Genomic DNA, 16,430 nt, shown 5'->3' on the forward strand with positions numbered 1-16,430 from the left:
CCCTTGCGCCGCTTTGCCTGCCTTCACAACTTATAAAAAAGGATCATCCCCATGAGCCGCACCATGACGGCGGATGCCTTGGCCAGTGCGCCAGGCTTCCTCTCCAAGGAACGCATCATCGCCCGGCCGGGCTTCAACCGCTGGCTGGTGCCTCCGGCTGCTTTGGCCATCCACCTGTGCATCGGCATGGCCTACGGCTTTTCGGTGTTCTGGCTGCCGTTGTCCCAAGCCCTGGGCATCACGGCGCCAGTGGCGTGCGCGCCAGACATGAGCTTCGTCGCCCGATTGTTCAGCGCCGAGTGCGACTGGCCCATTTCGATGCTCAGCTGGATCTATACCCTGTTCTTCGTCTTCCTCGGCTGTTCGGCCGCCGTGCTGGGCGGCTGGCTGGAACACGCCGGCCCGCGCAAGGCCGGGCTGGTCTCGGCGCTGTGCTGGTGTGGCGGCATGCTGATCTCCGCCATCGGGGTGAAAACCCATCAGCTGTGGCTGATGTGGTTGGGTTCCGGCGTGATTGGCGGTATTGGCTTGGGCCTGGGGTACATTTCGCCCGTGTCCACCCTGATCAAGTGGTTCCCGGACAAGCGCGGCATGGCCACCGGCATGGCCATCATGGGCTTCGGCGGCGGTGCCATGGTGGGTGCACCGTTGGCCACGGCGCTGATGGGTCATTTTGGCAGCGCGCAAGAAGTGGGCGTGTGGCAGAGCTTCGTGGTCATGGCCGCGATCTACTTCGTGTTCATGACGGCCGGCGCCCTGGCCTATCGCATTCCGCCCACCGGCTGGAAGCCTGAAGGCTGGACCGCGCCGGCCAAGAAGGCGGGCAACGGCATGGTCACCGATCGCCATGTGCACGTCAGCGTAGCCTGGAAAACCCCACAGTTCGTCCTGGTCTGGCTGGTGCTGTGCCTGAACGTGTCGGCCGGTATCGGCATTCTCGGCATGGCCTCGCCGCTGTTGCAGGAAGTGTTCGCTGGCAAGTTGCTGGGCAATGAACTCACCTTCAGCCAGCTCAATGCCGCGCAATTGGCGCAGATTGCCGCCATCGCGGCGGGCTTTACCGGCTTGTTGAGCCTGTTCAACATCGGCGGGCGGTTCTTCTGGGCGTCGTTCTCCGACTACATCGGACGCAAGAATACCTACTTCGCCTTCTTCGCCTTGGGCGTTGGCCTGTACAGCCTGATCCCGAACATGGGTCACCTGGGCAACGTGGCGCTGTTCGTGGCGGCGTTCTGCATCATCCTGTCGATGTATGGCGGTGGCTTCTCCACGGTACCCGCCTACCTGGCCGACCTGTTCGGCACACAGATGGTCGGCGCCATCCACGGGCGTCTGTTGACAGCCTGGGCGGCCGCCGGGGTGCTGGGGCCTGTGTTGATCACCTACCTGCGAGAATCTCAATTGGCGGCTGGCGTTGAACGTGCGGCAGCGTACGACATGACCCTGTACATCCTCGCCGGCCTGCTGGTGCTGGGCTTCATCTGCAACATGCTGATCCGCCCGGTGGCCGACAAGTACTTCATGTCCGATGCGCAACTGGCCGCCGAACGTGCGTTGAGCCACGACAAGGGCGCTGACGGGGCGCGGTCCCTCGAGTGGAAGGCTGCGCCTGGCAGCCTGCCGCTGGTGCTGTTGGCCTGGGCCGTGGTGGTGGTGCCGTTGGCCTGGGGCGTCTGGGTGACCCTGCAGAAGACCGCCGTATTGTTCCACTGATCCGGGCCGATCCAAGCCTTGCCACGGGGCCGTCGCGTCTGGCCCCTTGGCGTCGATGCTACCAGCACGTGCAACAGGGCCGCGTTCAATGGCGGCCCTTCAGGCACCCCACGAGCGATCCCCCGCTCCCGGTTGTATAGACCTGTAGCGGTATCCGAGCCCGTCATTGCTGGGCTTGCCATCTATCTTGCGCGTTCCAAGCAGCGGCCATCTGCGCCTATAATGCAGCCCTTTCGCCTAATGATTTTGCGGAGCTGGTGATGGTCGAACGTAAGGCTTCCGTCGAGCGCAATACCCTGGAAACCCAGGTCAAGTGCTCGATCAACCTCGATGGCAGTGGCAAGGCCCGATTCGATATCGGCGTGCCGTTCCTTGAACACATGCTGGACCAGATCGCTCGCCATGGGCTGATCGATCTGGATATCGAGTGCAAGGGTGACCTGCATATCGACGATCACCATACCGTCGAGGACGTCGGTATCACCCTGGGCATGGCGTTTGCCCAGGCCATCGGCGACAAGAAAGGCATCTTCCGTTATGGCCACGCCTACGTGCCGCTGGACGAAGCGCTGTCACGCGTGGTCATCGACTTCTCCGGCCGCCCTGGCTTGCAGATGCATGTGCCTTACACCCGTGCCAGCGTAGGCGGCTTCGACGTCGACCTGTTCCAGGAATTCTTCCAGGGCTTCGTCAACCACGCCCTGGTCACCCTGCACATCGACAACCTGCGTGGGCACAACACCCATCACCAGATCGAGACCGTGTTCAAGGCCTTCGGCCGCGCACTGCGCATGGCTGTTACCCTCGACGAGCGCATGGCCGGGCAGATGCCGTCCACCAAAGGGTGCCTGTAAATGCAGACGGTAGCGGTAATCGACTATGGCATGGGCAACCTGCACTCGGTCGCCAAGGCGCTCGAGCACGTCGGCGCCGGCAAGGTACTGGTCACCAGCGATGCAGCGGTGATCCGCGAAGCGGACCGGGTGGTGTTCCCAGGCGTTGGCGCCATTCGCGACTGCATGGCCGAAATTCGCCGCCTGGGCTTTGACAGCCTGGTGCGTGAAGTGAGCCAGGATCGCCCGTTTCTAGGCATCTGCGTGGGCATGCAGGCACTGCTTGAGCACAGCGAAGAAAACGACGGCGTCGACTGCATCGGCCTGTTCCCGGGCCAGGTGCGCTTCTTCGGCAAAGGCCTGCAAGAAGAGGGCGAGCACCTGAAGGTGCCGCACATGGGCTGGAACGAAGTCAGCCAGAGCGTCGACCACCCCCTGTGGCACGACATCAGCGACCGGGCGCGTTTCTATTTCGTGCACAGCTACTACATTGCCGCCGGCAAACCCACCCAGGTGGTCGGGCGCGGTCACTACGGCGTCGATTTCGCCGCGGCGCTGGCTGATGGTTCGCGCTTCGCGGTCCAGTTCCACCCGGAGAAGAGCCATACCCATGGCCTGCAGCTGCTGCAGAACTTCGTGGCCTGGGACGGGCGCTGGTAAATGAGCCGTTCGAAGACCAAGGCGCCGATCCTCACGTTGGCCCCCGAGCAGGAGCGTGAAGCGCTCGATACGCTCAAGCGCTTTCTCGAAGACCGTTTCGAGCTGGAGCTGGGGTCGTTCGAAGTCGCCGAGGTACTCGAACTGTTCACCCATCACATTGCACCCCATTACTACAACAGGGCGATCGCCGATGTTCAGCTGCACCTCAAGGAGCGGTTCGAGAGCATCGAAAGCGATCTGTGGGCGCTCGAGAAGCCCTGAAACCCCAAGAACGGACAGGTTCCCAAGATGCTGATTATCCCCGCTATCGATCTGAAGGACGGTGCCTGCGTGCGTCTGCGCCAGGGCCGTATGGAAGATTCCACGGTATTTTCCGATGACCCGGTGAGCATGGCCGCCAAGTGGGTCGAGGGCGGCTGCCGTCGCCTGCACCTGGTCGACCTCAACGGTGCCTTCGAAGGCCAGCCGGTCAACGGTGAAGTGGTCACCGCCATCGCCAAGCGCTACCCGACCCTGCCGATCCAGATCGGTGGCGGCATTCGCTCGCTGGAAACCATCGAGCACTACGTCAAGGCTGGCGTCAGCTACGTGATCATCGGCACCAAGGCGGTGAAGCAGCCTGAGTTCGTGGCCGAGGCCTGCAAGGCCTTCCCCGGCAAGGTCATCGTCGGCCTGGACGCCAAGGACGGTTTCGTCGCCACCGACGGCTGGGCTGAGGTGAGCACGGTGCAGGTCATTGACCTGGCCAAGCGCTTCGAGGCCGATGGCGTCTCGGCGATCGTCTACACCGACATCGCCAAGGACGGCATGATGCAGGGCTGCAACGTGCCCTTCACCAAGGCCCTGGCAGAAGCCACGTCGATACCGGTAATCGCCTCGGGCGGCATTCACAACCTGGGCGACATCAAGGCACTGCTACAGGCCAATGCGCCTGGCATCATTGGCGCCATCACCGGCCGTGCCATCTATGAGGGCACCCTCGACGTCGCCGAGGCCCAGGCCTTCTGTGACACCTACCCGAGCATTGGCCAGCGCTAAGCGTCTGCGGCAAGGGGCCCGTTCGGTGCGTATCCCTTGTCGCCCCAAGCTTGCAGTTGCTTCCCAGGAGCCCTCTCATGGCTTTAGCTAAACGCATCATCCCTTGCCTGGACGTGGACAACGGCCGTGTGGTCAAGGGCGTCAAGTTCGAGAACATCCGCGATGCCGGTGACCCGGTTGAAATCGCCCGGCGCTACAACGAGCAGGGTGCGGACGAAATCACGTTCCTCGATATCACGGCCAGCGTTGACGGCCGCGACACCACGCTGCACACCGTCGAGCGCATGGCCAGCCAGGTCTTCATCCCGCTGACCGTCGGTGGTGGCGTGCGTACCGTGCAGGACATCCGCAACCTGCTCAATGCCGGTGCCGACAAGGTGTCGATCAATACTGCCGCCGTGTTCAACCCGGAATTCGTGGGCGAGGCCGCCGATCGTTTCGGCTCGCAGTGCATTGTCGTGGCCATCGATGCCAAGCAGGTATCCGGCCCTGGCGAAACGCCGCGCTGGGAAATCTTCACCCACGGCGGACGCAAGCCGACCGGTTTGGACGCGGTAGAGTGGGCCAAGAAGATGGAAGGCCTGGGCGCGGGCGAGATCCTGCTGACCAGCATGGACCAGGATGGCATGAAGAACGGGTTCGACCTGGGCGTGACCCGTGCCATCAGCGATGCGTTGAGCATCCCGGTGATCGCCTCGGGCGGGGTGGGTAACCTTCAGCACCTGGCCGATGGCATCTTGCAAGGGCATGCCAGTGCCGTGTTGGCTGCCAGCATCTTCCATTTTGGGGAGTACACGGTGCCTGAGGCCAAGGCCTATATGGCAGCGCGCGGAATCGTCGTTCGCTGATCCGAAAAAAAAGGGGCTGCCAGGCAGCCCCTTTTGCTGATCAGCCCTGCTTCACTTCGCGCATGGGCTTGCCTTTGACCGGCGCGTCGTTGGCCACGTAGTACTTGGCAGTGCTGCGCGGCAACGGCTTGCGACCACGGATCTTGTCCGAGATTTTCTCGGCAATCATGATGGTGGTGGCGTTGAGGTTGCCGGTGATGATGATCGGCATGATCGACGCATCCACTACACGCAGGCCCTGCATGCCATGCACGCGGCCTTCGCCATCGACCACCGCCATGTCGTCGGTACCCATCTTGCACGAGCAGGATGGGTGGTAGGCGGTTTCGGCGTGCTCCCGGATGAATTTGTCCAGCTCTTCATCGGTCTGCACATGCGCGCCTGGGCTGATTTCGCGACCGCGGTACGGGTCCAGCGCCGGCTGGGCCATGATTTCGCGGGTCAGGCGAATACCGTCACGGAACTCTTCCCAGTCCTGCTCGGTGGCCATGTAGTTGAACAGGATGCTCGGGTGCTGGCGTGGGTCCTTGGACTTGACCTGCACGCGGCCGCGGCTAGGCGAGCGCATCGAGCCCATGTGCGCCTGGAAGCCATGTTCCTTGACGCCCTTGGAGCCGTTGTAATTGATGGCAACCGGCAGGAAGTGGTACTGGATGTTCGGCCATTTGAATTCAGGGCGCGAGCGAATGAAACCGCCGGCCTCGAACTGGTTGCTGGCCCCGATGCCGGTACCGTTGAACAGCCACTCCGCGCCGATGGCCGGCTGGTTCCACCACAGCAGCGATGGGTACAGCGATACGGGCTGGGTGCACGCGTACTGAAGGTACAGTTCCAGGTGATCCTGCAGGTTTTCGCCAACCCCTGGCAGGTCGTGAACGACCGGGATGTCCAGGCTTTCGAGCAGGGCGCGCGGGCCTACACCGGAGCGCTGCAGCAGTTGCGGCGTGGCGATGGCGCCGGAGCTGACGATCACTTCCTTGCGCGCGCGTGCTTCGACGCGCTCTTCGCTGTCGCCCACCAGGTAGCTCACACCAATGGCGCGCTTACCGTCGAACAGTACGCGGTCGCTCAGGGCGTGAGTCACGATGGTCAGGTTGGGGCGTTTCTTGGCCTGGTCCAGGTAACCGCGGGCAGTGCTGGAGCGGCGGCCATTCTTGGTCACCGAACGGTCCATCGGGCCGAAGCCTTCTTGCTGGTAGCCGTTGAGGTCTTCGGTGCGCGGGTAGCCGGCCTGTACGCCAGCTTCGACCATGGCGTTGAACAGCGGGTTGTTACCCGCCTTGGGCGTGGCCACGCTCAACGGGCCGTCGCCACCGTGATAGTCGTTGGGGCCGATGTCGCGGGTTTCGGCCTTGCGGAAGTACGGCAGGCAGTCCAGGTAGGCCCAGTCTTCCAGGCCTGGCAGCTCAGCCCAGCCATCGAAGTCCAGGGCGTTGCCGCGGATGTAGCACATGCCGTTGATCAGCGAGGAGCCACCCAGGCCCTTGCCACGGCCACATTCCATGCGGCGGCCGTCCATGTGCGGCTCCGGGTCGGTCTCGTAGGCCCAGTTGTAGCGACGGCCTTGCAGCGGGAAGGCCAGGGCGGCTGGCATCTGGGTGCGGAAGTCGAAGCGATAGTCAGGGCCGCCCGCTTCGAGCAGCAGTACGGTGGTGCCTGCGTCTTCGGTAAGGCGAGTAGCCAGGGTGTTACCGGCAGAGCCGGCACCAACGATGATGTAATCGTATTCCATGGGGAAGCTTCCTCCGGAAGCAGTTGCGCGTCTGGCGCTGCACCTGGGTGCAGCCTGGCCTCACGCGCAAATGGATGAGTGCTGCAAGGGCCGGTCGGTCAACGACCGGCGCTGTCCTGCAGCATGGGCTGGCGTGCTACGGGCGGTCAGAAGACCGACGCGTAGTCGCCCAGCTCGACCTGTACCGACTTGATGCGGGTGTATTGGGCCAGCGAGCTGATGCCGTTCTCGCGACCAACGCCCGATTGCTTGTAGCCACCCACCGGCATTTCGGCTGCGGACTCGCCCCAGGCGTTGATCCAGCAAATGCCCGCTTCAAGCTGGTGGATGATGCGGTGGGCACGGTTCAGGTCGTTGGTGCACACGCCGGCTGCCAGGCCGTATTCGGTGTCGTTGGCGCGGCGGATCACTTCTTCCTCGGTCTCGTAGCTGAGGATGCTCATGACCGGGCCGAAAATCTCTTCCTTGACGATGGTCATGTCGTCGCGGCAATCGGTGAACACGGTCGGGGCCACGAAGGCACCCTTGCCGAAGTCGCCTTCGGTCAGGCGCTCGCCGCCACACAGTACGCGGGCACCTTCTTCCTTGCCCTTGGCGATGTAGCCCAGCACGCTTTCCATGTGCTGGAAGCTGACCAGCGGGCCGAAGTTGGTGTTTTCATCTTCCGGGTTGCCGGCACGGATGCGCGCCACGCGCTCGAGAATCTTGGCTTCGAAAGCGGCCTTGTGCTCGGCTGGGATGAACACGCGGGTACCGTTGGTGCATACCTGGCCCGAGCTGTAGAAGTTGGCCATCATGGCGATGTCGGCGGCCTTGTCCAGGTCGGCGTCGGCGCAGATGATCAGCGGCGACTTGCCGCCCAGCTCCATGGTCACTTCCTTGAGCGAGGAGCTCGAGGCGCTGGCCATGACCTTCTTGCCGGTGGTGGTGCCGCCGGTGAAGGAGATCTTCTCGATGCGCGGGTGCTCGGTCAGCCAGCTGCCGACTTCGCGGCCGCTGCCGGTCAGTACGTTGAACACGCCGTCCGGCAGGCCGGCCTCGGTGTAGATCTCGGCCAGCTTGAGGGTGGTCAGCGAAGTGACTTCCGACGGCTTGAAGATCATCGCGTTGCCGGCAGCCAGGGCCGGTGCGGATTTCCACAGGGCGATCTGGATCGGGTAGTTCCAGGCACCGATACCTGCGGTCACGCCCAGCGGTTCGCGGCGGGTGTAGACGAAGGACGATTCGCGCAGCGGAATCTGCTCGCCTTCGATGGCAGGGACCAGGCCTGCGTAGTATTCCAGTACGTCGGCGCCGGTAACGATGTCGACGTAGCGTGTTTCGGAGTAGGACTTGCCGGTGTCCAGGGTTTCCAGCATGGCCAGCTCGTCGTTGCGCTCGCGCAGGATGTCCACGGCGCGGCGCAGGATGCGCGAGCGCTGCATGGCGGTCATGGCCGCCCACACTTTCTGGCCGCGCTCGGCGCTTTCGACAGCCTTCTCGACGTCAGCTTCGGTGGCGCGTTGCACGTGGGCAAGCACTTCGCCGGTAGCCGGGTTGATGGCTTCGAAGGTGGCATCGGTGCCAGCGTCGACATAACCGCCATCGATGTAGAGTTTTTGCGTTCCGAAACGGGCCATAGTGTCCTCGCAAGTGCAATGTGTGAGTAGGCCGGGCGTCACGCTCCTGCCGTGCTGGCAGAGGCCGTGCGCCGTTTTTCAGCAGCGGGGTCGGTGCCCAGTGTGTGCTGCTTGGCCAGTTGTAGATCCATGTATTCGTAAGCGATCCGTATCGCCTGGTCAGTGTCGAAGGCATCCCCCGACAAGGCGCCACGCAGCCACAGGCCGTCGATCAGGGCCGCCAGCCCGCGGGCTGCCTTGCGTGCATGGTAAAGCGGCAGCACGCGGCGAAACTGGCAACACAGATTGGAGTACAAACGGTGGTCATTGATCCGTTGCAATCTGTGCAGATCGGGCTGGTGCATGCTGGAAGCCCAGAAAGCCAACCAGGTTTTCATCGCCGGGCCATTCACCTGGCTGGCATCGAAGTTGCCCTCGATGATCACTTTCAGGTGGGCGCGCGGCGCATCGTCCGTCAACGCCTGGCGGCGCGCTCGCACGCCTTCGTTGAGCATGCTCATGATGTAACCCATCGTCGCTGCGATCAGGCCGTTCTTGTCCCGAAAGTAGTGACTGATGATGCCGTTCGACACGCCGGCCAAACGGGCAATGAGCGCAATGCTGGCGTCCCCCAGACCGACCTGATCGACCGCCTGTAGCGTGGCTTCGATCAACTGCTGACGGCGGATGGGTTGCATACCGACCTTGGGCATCTTGCTTTCTCCTCAGGTCTACCAGCAGACGACAAGCGTCTGACTCGGCGAAGACCAGTCTATTTTGTTTTGATTGAACGTTCAATCAATAAAGAATAAGCTCTGCGACAATTTGTGCCATTGACAGCCCATGTGGCGGCGCCAGCGGCATCGATTAAAACCTTAGGAAATCGCGCAAACCCAGGGCCGGCAAGGCTTGTACGGGGGCGATCGATAAAGGACGCAGACGCCGTCGCAGCGTGAACAACCTGCGACATGCCTCAGGATCGGGCGATATCCCTGTGACCAATGCGCGCATGTGCAACCGTGCGCAGCAGTTTGAAGCGGTGGTAACGGCGTATGTGTTGCAGCGGATCGGTTCGAAACCGCGATTCCCAGGGTGCTTTTATAACACCTGATGCAGTGGGGGTATTCCACCAAATGCTCAGGAAGACCGATTAGCCTCCACTGCCGTTCTGCCCGGAGCCTTCTTGCAATGAGTTCTGCCTCACTAACCAAACCCCCCGCCGAGAGGGTACGGGTCAACCGCGTGGTGTTCTACACCTCGGCGCTGATGATCCTCGTTCTGACTGCCTTGCTTATCGCTGTTCCTGAAACTGCCGGCCGCGTACTGGGCGTCGCCCAGCAGTGGCTGACGCGCAGTTTCGGCTGGTACTACATGCTGGTGATCTGCGGCTACTTGCTGTTCGTCATCTACCTGGCGTTTTCCGACTACGGCAAGCTCAAGCTGGGCGGCAAGGAAGATCAGCCTGACTTCAGCTATGGCGCCTGGGCCGGCATGCTGTTCTCGTCGGGCATCGGTATTTCGCTGTTGTACTTCGGCGCATCCGAGCCACTGGATCACTATTTCAATCCGCCCGAAGGCACGCCGGCCAGCCTGGAAGCGGCGCGTCAGGGCCTGCAGCTGACGTTCCTGCACTGGGGCCTGCACGGCTGGGCGATCTACGCCCTGGTGGGCTTGGCCGTGGGGTACTTCGCCTACCGTCACAACCAGCCGCTAGCACTGCGCTCGGCACTCTATCCACTGGTAGGCGAGCGCTGGGTCAAGGGCGCTGCCGGCAACGCTGTGGATATCTTCGGCATGTTCGTGACCCTGCTGGGCCTGGTCACCAACCTCGGGATCGGCTCGATGCAGGTCGCATCGGGGCTCGAATACCTGTTCGGCATGGACCACAGCAAGACCAACCTGCTGGTAGTGATCCTGGTAATGGCTGGCGTTGCCACGGTGGCGGCGGTCTCGGGTGTGGAAAACGGCATCCGCCGCCTGTCCAACCTGAACATCGCGCTGTTCAGCGGGCTGCTGATCTTCGTACTGCTGGGCGGCCAGACCCTGCACCTGCTCAACGGCTTCGTGCAGAACGTGGGCGACTACCTCAACGGCATCGTGCTGAAAACCTTCGACCTTTATGTGTATGAGGGTGAGTCGGGCAAGTCAGAGCGCTGGTTGGGCCTGTGGACAGTGTTCTATTGGGCCTGGTGGATTTCCTGGGGCCCGTTCGTGGGCATGTTCATTGCCCGGATCTCCAAGGGCCGTACCGTGCGCCAGCTGGTCAGCGGTGTGCTGTTGATCCCGCTGGGCTTCACCCTGGCGTGGCTGTCGATCTTCGGCAACACAGCCTTGGACCTGGTGATCAACCATGGCGCCGTCGAACTGGGCAAGACCGCCCTCGAGCAGCCGTCCATGTCGATCTACCAGCTGCTGGAATATTTCCCGGCCGCGAAGATCGTGATCGGCGTGGCCGTGTTCGTGGGCTTCGTCCTGTTCCTGACCCCAGCGGATTCCGGCGCAGTCATGATGGCCAACCTGTCGTGCAAAGGCGGCAAGGTCGACGAGGACGCCCCGCACTGGATGGTGGTGTTCTGGTCGGTGATCATCACCCTGGTCACCATCGGCCTGTTGTTCGCCGGCAACTTCGAAGCCATGCAGACCATGGTGGTACTGGCAGGCCTGCCGTTCTCGGTGGTGCTGGTGCTGTTCATGTTCGGCTTGTACAAGGCCATGCGGCAGGACGTGGCCATGGAGCAGGAGCGGGCCGAACTGGCCGCACGTGGCCGTCGAGGCTTCAGTGAGCGCCTGACCCAGCTCGAACTGCAACCGACCCAGGCTGTGGTGCAGCGCTTCATGGACAAGCAGGTCAGCCCTGCGCTGAAGGATGCTGCGGCTCAGTTGCAAACCCAGGGATTCGACGTCGAGACCCGGGTCGGCCAATCGCGCAACATGATGGGCCTGCGGGTGATGATGGAAGAAGGCAACCCCTTCGTCTATGAAGTCAGCCTCGACGGCTACATGGCTGCACCGACAGAAGCCCCGGTCGAAGGTGAGCCCGAGGTACGGCAACGCTTCTACCGTGCCGAAGTGTATTTGCACGACGGTAGCCAGGAGTATGACCTGATGGGCTTTGCGCCTGAACAGATCGTGCGCGATGTACTGGACCAGTTCGAGAGCCATCGGCAAGTGTTGGGGCGGGTATACAGCTGACGCTTGGTCCTGGCCTAGCAATATGTACGGCCGATGACCACACGTGCGTGGCTACGGTGGGTCTCCCGATTCAAGGAGGCCCACCATGCCCACCGCTCGAGCCGCTTCATACGACCTCAAAGCCCAGGTCAACGCGCAATTTTCAGGCAGGCCTACATTACGGCAAGTAGCCAGCCGGCAGATCATGGGTCTGCTGATCGAGCACTACCCCCTGATCGCCGTCCATCGCCCCACGCTCAAGGATGCCAACCAGCTGAGCCTGGTCAGAGCTAACCCCGATGGGCAAAGCGTATCGACCCTTCCGCTCGTGGACGAGATCCTCAAGGCAAAGCTGCACAACCGGGTGCTGGACTTCGCGCCAGTGGCCAATTTCAACCAGTATCTGCTGCTCGACGGCAAACATTTCTTCGCCATCCCAGATCCGTTCGAGACAGCAGAGGGCGATCAAATCGATCTCTTCGCTCTGCAACCTGCCTTCGAAGACCTGCTGCTTTTACTGGATGGCTACTTCAACGCGGCGCAGGTCGAGTACTGGCGTGCTGTCGGCAGCATGGGGGTCAGCCGTGACCGCTGGCTGCAACTGGTCTTGAAGACGGCGCTGCTGCACAACCTGTCACTTCAAGGCTTGAGCGCTCGGCAGCAGGCATGTTTGCGTGGACTCTTGGGCAGCCCCAGTGAGCGGCCGACGGTGTTCATGGTGGAGATGACCCGCCCCTATCAGAACACCACCGTTAGCCGATTCCTGCCCGATCTTATCGTGCAAGGGCAGTGGGATGAGGGTGAGACAGTGCTGTGGTGCAAACCGTCCGGCGTGGTCTGGGCGTTCGACACGCTGGATGAGTTCGCGCAGGCCCTGCAGCAGGAATATCCCGGCCTTGTGGACGAGCTAGAGATGGCCTGGCATCGGCATGAGCTTGAAGGGGATCCCTTTGCGCAGCAAACGGCCATGATGCAGGAACTCATGCTGGGGCAAGTGAACGACCTGTACAAGGCGCCATTGACCGACGTCACGCAGTTGGAAAACGGCTACTTTGCATTGAGCGATCCTGCGCAATGGTTCATCGAAGGTTATGTCGACCCGTCCGATTTCAAGAAAGCGCCGGTAGGTGTATTTCGGGTGGCAGCAGCCGATAGCTTCGCTTGCCAGAGCGCCTTTTTCGAAATTGCCCTGGCCCAGGCCGACTCGGACGGGGAAGGGGCACTGTCCGGGATTCTCGATCTTCACAGCTACACCAGTCAGCAATTGCGAAAGCAGCTGTTGCAGGACCATCCGGTTGATGCCAATTACTTTCCCGATGATGTGCTTCTGGAATTGAGCACTGCCTACGGGGTTCCTGGCGGGGCAGGTACAGGCGCCGGCGACGGCGTTGTGGAAAAGCGCACTATCACGTTGACGGAGTTTGCCATTGGTAACCTGAGTTCGCTCGGGCAAGCGACCATCACCGCCATCGGCCACCGTGAAGATCAGCTGATCATGGATTGGTTGACCGTTGATTACCTCAAGCAGCTTATCTGGCGAGTAGACATCGGTGCTACTTACCCAGCGTATGTGGTCACCCATCTCGACGACGCGCAGCGCCAACCTGAGCGGGTCAAACGCTTCGCAGGAGAATGGCGAAGCGCATTGCTCAATAGCGCCTTGCTGGCGAAATTGACGCAACAGTTGAGCGAAATCGGCCTGCAGGCTATTTCCGATTATTGCGGCGGTAGGCTGGACGCAGCACAACCGGCCAGCACACTGATGCCGTTCGCATTGCGACGTGCGCCGGACAGTGAGCAATACGATCGGGTGCATGGCATGTATGTCCTGGTCAATCAAACCCCAGGGACCGTTGTGCTGTACAGGCCCCTCTACGGCGGGAAGGCCGTGCTGGAATTCACCAGTACGGACGCTTTGATGGCTCAGGTGCGCGACGATGCTGAGCTGCAGACCAGCATCCTTGACTGGCTCACGCCTGAAGTGCGCCCGGTCTACGACCACGGCGGCTTCAGCGAGCCTCATCTGGGGCATTCGATCATCGATACCTCGATCTTGCCCGGGCGTGTAGCGCCTGCTCAGTTCTGGGCCAAGCCTTGGTTGGATGCTGTCGATCTCAAGCTGTACAGAGCCAACCGCGATTTGCTGGTCGATTTGGCCGAGCGCAGCTCGGTTTCCAACGCAGAAAGCCAGTGGGCGATTCTCACTCAAGGTGCCTGGTTGCTGTTCGATGTCGCTTCTATGGTGGTAACAGGGCCCGTCGGCGCCATAGCCTGGATGGTCCAAACGCTCAATGCCGCGGCGGCCGACGAAAAAGCCATCCGAGAAGGTACGGCGTTCGAGCGCTCGGCTGCCATTGTGGATATCGTGCTCAACCTGGTAATGGCACTGGGGCATGTGTTCGGACCAAAAACTGCCGCCAAGCCGGTAGAGTTACCCGATGCCATACGCCCTTCAACGTTGGCGCCGGGGTCTACACTCCCAGTGCTGGCCGATGCCGATATGCCCACGCAAGGCAAAGTCTACCTTCCTGGGCCGGTCACCAAGCCGCAGGCGATCATGGATTTCTCCTTCTCTGGTGGGGAAGGGTTCAATGCCTTGCCGGCCGAAATGCGCAGCAAGGTCTTGGGGTTGCGCGTTCAGATCGATCTGGAAGAGCACTCGCCCGCTTCCAGCGGGGAGGCCGCAGGTCTTTACACGGTCGATGGGCAGCGCTACGCAAAAATGCTGATGGGCACCTTTGCTGTATCGGTTGATACCGAAGGTGTGCGGATCGTTGATGCGCAGGGCCAGCCTGGCCCGTGGTTGAGGTATGTGGGGGGAGCGTGGCGTATCGACTCGGGCCAACGCTTGCTCGGCGGTATGCCCAAGAGCCGTCTTCAGCTTGTGCGCGAAGAGAACATGCGCCGCGAAGAGAGCATGCGTGAAGAGGATGCGCGCTTGACGTATGCGCGCGAAACATTGGCCGAGACCTATGACCGACATGCTTCTGAAGTGGATAAGACCACCGAAAAACTTGAGGAACTCGAGCGAGTCGAAACGCCCGATGCACAGCAGCTGGAAATGATCAGTCTACTGCGCCAAGTCAGAAGGAGGCAGCGCCAGTATGTGTGCAAAGACCTGGACGCACTCATCAAACACGACAGCGAGCACGACGCTCTGCTCATGTCGGGCGGATCGGTAAGACCTTCCAGTCAGCTCGTCTCGACCACGGTAGCGTATCAACGCAGTATTATCCGACGTGGCCTGTTGAGGTCCTGCGAGATGTATTACAACTTGCTGGCGGATATGATCAATGAGGAGTCCATAGACGCACAGCTTGAGGAAATCGCAGTCCTCCCTACCACTGAGCAGGAGCAGCAACGCTACAAGCAATTGACCGCCTCGCTCGAACGCGTGACGCAGTGGGCCAAAGACATGCTGGCCTTGGCCGCTAAACTTGATCCTCTACTTGAGAGCACCCGAGCCGACAATGACATTGTGTTCCAGGACGAGGATGGCAAGAGCGAAAACAAGCATCTTGAACTGACCAGAATCATTCAACAGCGCCAATTGAACGCCATTGATCTTGAGTTTCGACTGCTTGAAGACCTTGGCGAACTGTCAGTTGATCGTCTCCGGGGCGCCTCTGAAAAGCAGATCAACGAGTACAACGAAATGTTGGTTGGAAAGGCACTCAAGAGTGCGGGCAGTGCACATGGTGAATTGGCTGGCAGTAGCCTGTCTGGCGAAGAGCGAGTCGCTGTGCTCAATGACGTGATCGATGCGTACGAAGAGACCATTGGCATGGCGCAATACCTGGCCGGCGCCAAACCTGAAGCTATCCGGCTCGATAAGCTCCAGCAGTATCTGGAAGAGCTACGCCGGTTGAAGCTGTTGGCCAACGAGGAAATGCAGGCCAATCTTCGTGAGGTCGAGCAGACCAAGACCTCTGCACCACGCGCTCCCGTCTATGCGCCGCGCGGCGGTGTGCGTCGAATGGTCAGGACCCAGCAGGGACGTAACGTTGTGGGTGTCGAGAGCGTCGACGACGCAGGCCTGCCCGTGGTGCAGCAAGTGGACAGTCATGCGAAGGTGTTGAGAACCTTTCGCCGGCAGAATAGCCAGTGGCAAGAGGTCGAGCCCTTAGGCACGACCGAACATTCGCCTGGCCCTGCCATAAGGCTAAGCGAACTGCGCCGACAAGCGCAGAAGCTGATCGATGGCGTTGATGCCACGGTTGCGATGGCAAAGAAATTTTTCGCCAAGAATGAGCCCCTGGGATTGACCACGATTGTCGACCAGCACGTCAAAGACCTCGAAAGCAATCTGGCGCTTTTGCCCCGAACGGATGCCGAGAGTGCGTTGAGAGGGCGAATCGAGCATGCAATCACCGAGCTCGAAGACCATCGTCAGGAGCTGCTCAAAACGTATTACCTGACCTGCAAGACCCCTACCTTGAACGCGCTCAAGTTCCTTCACGGACTGGGTGAGATCAGCATTAGTCAAGCCGATCGCAGGGTGCCGTTGGGGGCAAACGATTACTTGGACACCTACGAGATCAAACGGGCGTCAGGCAAGCCTATCTGGGAGGCTCACTTTCACTACCCCGCCGTCGACACGCCGGATCGAGAATTTTCTCGAGGGCATCTGAAATTGTGGGAGCAGCGCAGGCTTGGGCATCAAGCCGTGTTGCGGGCCGCGAAGAAACAGGAAGTGCTCTCCATCTACCGTGGCCAGCTACGCAAAGGCGATGTAGAGGGCATCATTCCATTCGGGTAACGCTGTTGACTGTGATGGCCTGTGCTCTGCTCGCCGCCCGGGGGGCAGGGTCCAGACGTCACCGACGTGCCTGCGCTG

11 protein-coding genes are annotated in these 16,430 nt (G+C 61.2%); 8 read left to right on the forward strand and 3 right to left on the reverse strand.

Features of this window, described 5'->3' with window-relative positions; all coding sequences use genetic code 11:
* Positions 1–51 precede the first annotated feature (51 nt).
* The 6 genes from PFU01S_RS11675 to hisF all read left to right on the forward strand — a co-directional run bounded on the left by PFU01S_RS11675 (position 52) and on the right by hisF (position 5,092).
* Positions 52–1,713 carry an OFA family MFS transporter gene (locus PFU01S_RS11675; protein ID WP_028687280.1) on the forward strand — a complete coding sequence of 554 codons (1,662 nt, stop codon included), beginning with the start codon at positions 52–54 and terminating at the stop codon, positions 1,711–1,713.
* Positions 1,714–1,973: 260 nt separating this feature from the next.
* On the forward strand, positions 1,974–2,567 hold the full coding sequence (gene hisB / locus PFU01S_RS11680; protein ID WP_023532883.1) for an imidazoleglycerol-phosphate dehydratase HisB: 594 nt from the start codon (positions 1,974–1,976) through the stop codon (positions 2,565–2,567).
* Positions 2,568–3,206, forward strand: a complete 639-nt coding sequence (gene hisH / locus PFU01S_RS11685; protein WP_028687279.1) for an imidazole glycerol phosphate synthase subunit HisH — start codon at positions 2,568–2,570, stop codon at positions 3,204–3,206.
* A complete protein-coding gene (locus tag PFU01S_RS11690) occupies positions 3,207–3,467 on the forward strand; it encodes a DUF2164 domain-containing protein (protein ID WP_027914086.1) in 261 nt (86 codons plus the stop codon). It begins immediately after the preceding gene.
* A 27-nt stretch (positions 3,468–3,494) separates the two neighbouring features.
* Positions 3,495–4,244, forward strand: a complete 750-nt coding sequence (gene hisA / locus PFU01S_RS11695) for a 1-(5-phosphoribosyl)-5-[(5-phosphoribosylamino)methylideneamino]imidazole-4-carboxamide isomerase (RefSeq protein WP_023533011.1) — start codon at positions 3,495–3,497, stop codon at positions 4,242–4,244.
* 77 nt (positions 4,245–4,321) lie between these two features.
* Complete coding sequence (hisF, locus tag PFU01S_RS11700) at positions 4,322–5,092, forward strand: imidazole glycerol phosphate synthase subunit HisF (RefSeq protein WP_027914085.1); 771 nt, start codon at positions 4,322–4,324, stop codon at positions 5,090–5,092.
* 40 nt (positions 5,093–5,132) lie between these two features.
* On the opposite strand, the gene betA is transcribed toward hisF, so the two are convergent.
* The 3 genes from betA to betI all read right to left on the reverse strand — a co-directional run bounded on the left by betA (position 5,133) and on the right by betI (position 9,135).
* On the reverse strand, positions 5,133–6,824 hold the full coding sequence (gene betA, locus PFU01S_RS11705; RefSeq protein ID WP_023532909.1) for a choline dehydrogenase: 1,692 nt from the start codon (positions 6,822–6,824) through the stop codon (positions 5,133–5,135).
* Positions 6,825–6,970: 146 nt separating this feature from the next.
* Positions 6,971–8,443, reverse strand: a complete 1,473-nt coding sequence (gene betB / locus PFU01S_RS11710; protein WP_023532870.1) for a betaine-aldehyde dehydrogenase — start codon at positions 8,441–8,443, stop codon at positions 6,971–6,973.
* Between the two features lie 38 nt (positions 8,444–8,481).
* The gene (betI, locus tag PFU01S_RS11715; protein ID WP_023533018.1) at positions 8,482–9,135 is read right to left on the reverse strand and encodes a transcriptional regulator BetI; all 654 of its coding nucleotides are present in this window, start codon (positions 9,133–9,135) and stop codon (positions 8,482–8,484) included.
* Positions 9,136–9,610: 475 nt separating this feature from the next.
* Here betI and PFU01S_RS11720 point away from each other — a divergent pair, with 475 nt between their 5' ends.
* Both PFU01S_RS11720 and PFU01S_RS11725 read left to right on the forward strand, forming a co-directional pair.
* Positions 9,611–11,614 carry a BCCT family transporter gene (locus PFU01S_RS11720; RefSeq protein WP_027914082.1) on the forward strand — a complete coding sequence of 668 codons (2,004 nt, stop codon included), beginning with the start codon at positions 9,611–9,613 and terminating at the stop codon, positions 11,612–11,614.
* A gap of 184 nt (positions 11,615–11,798) precedes the next feature.
* The gene (locus PFU01S_RS11725; RefSeq protein WP_154665196.1) at positions 11,799–16,352 is read left to right on the forward strand and encodes a dermonecrotic toxin domain-containing protein; all 4,554 of its coding nucleotides are present in this window, start codon (positions 11,799–11,801) and stop codon (positions 16,350–16,352) included.
* Positions 16,353–16,430: the final 78 nt, after the last annotated feature.

This window comes from Pseudomonas fulva NBRC 16637 = DSM 17717, from assembly GCF_000730565.1.
In the GTDB taxonomy this organism is placed as follows: Bacteria; Pseudomonadota; Gammaproteobacteria; order Pseudomonadales; family Pseudomonadaceae; genus Aquipseudomonas; species Aquipseudomonas fulva.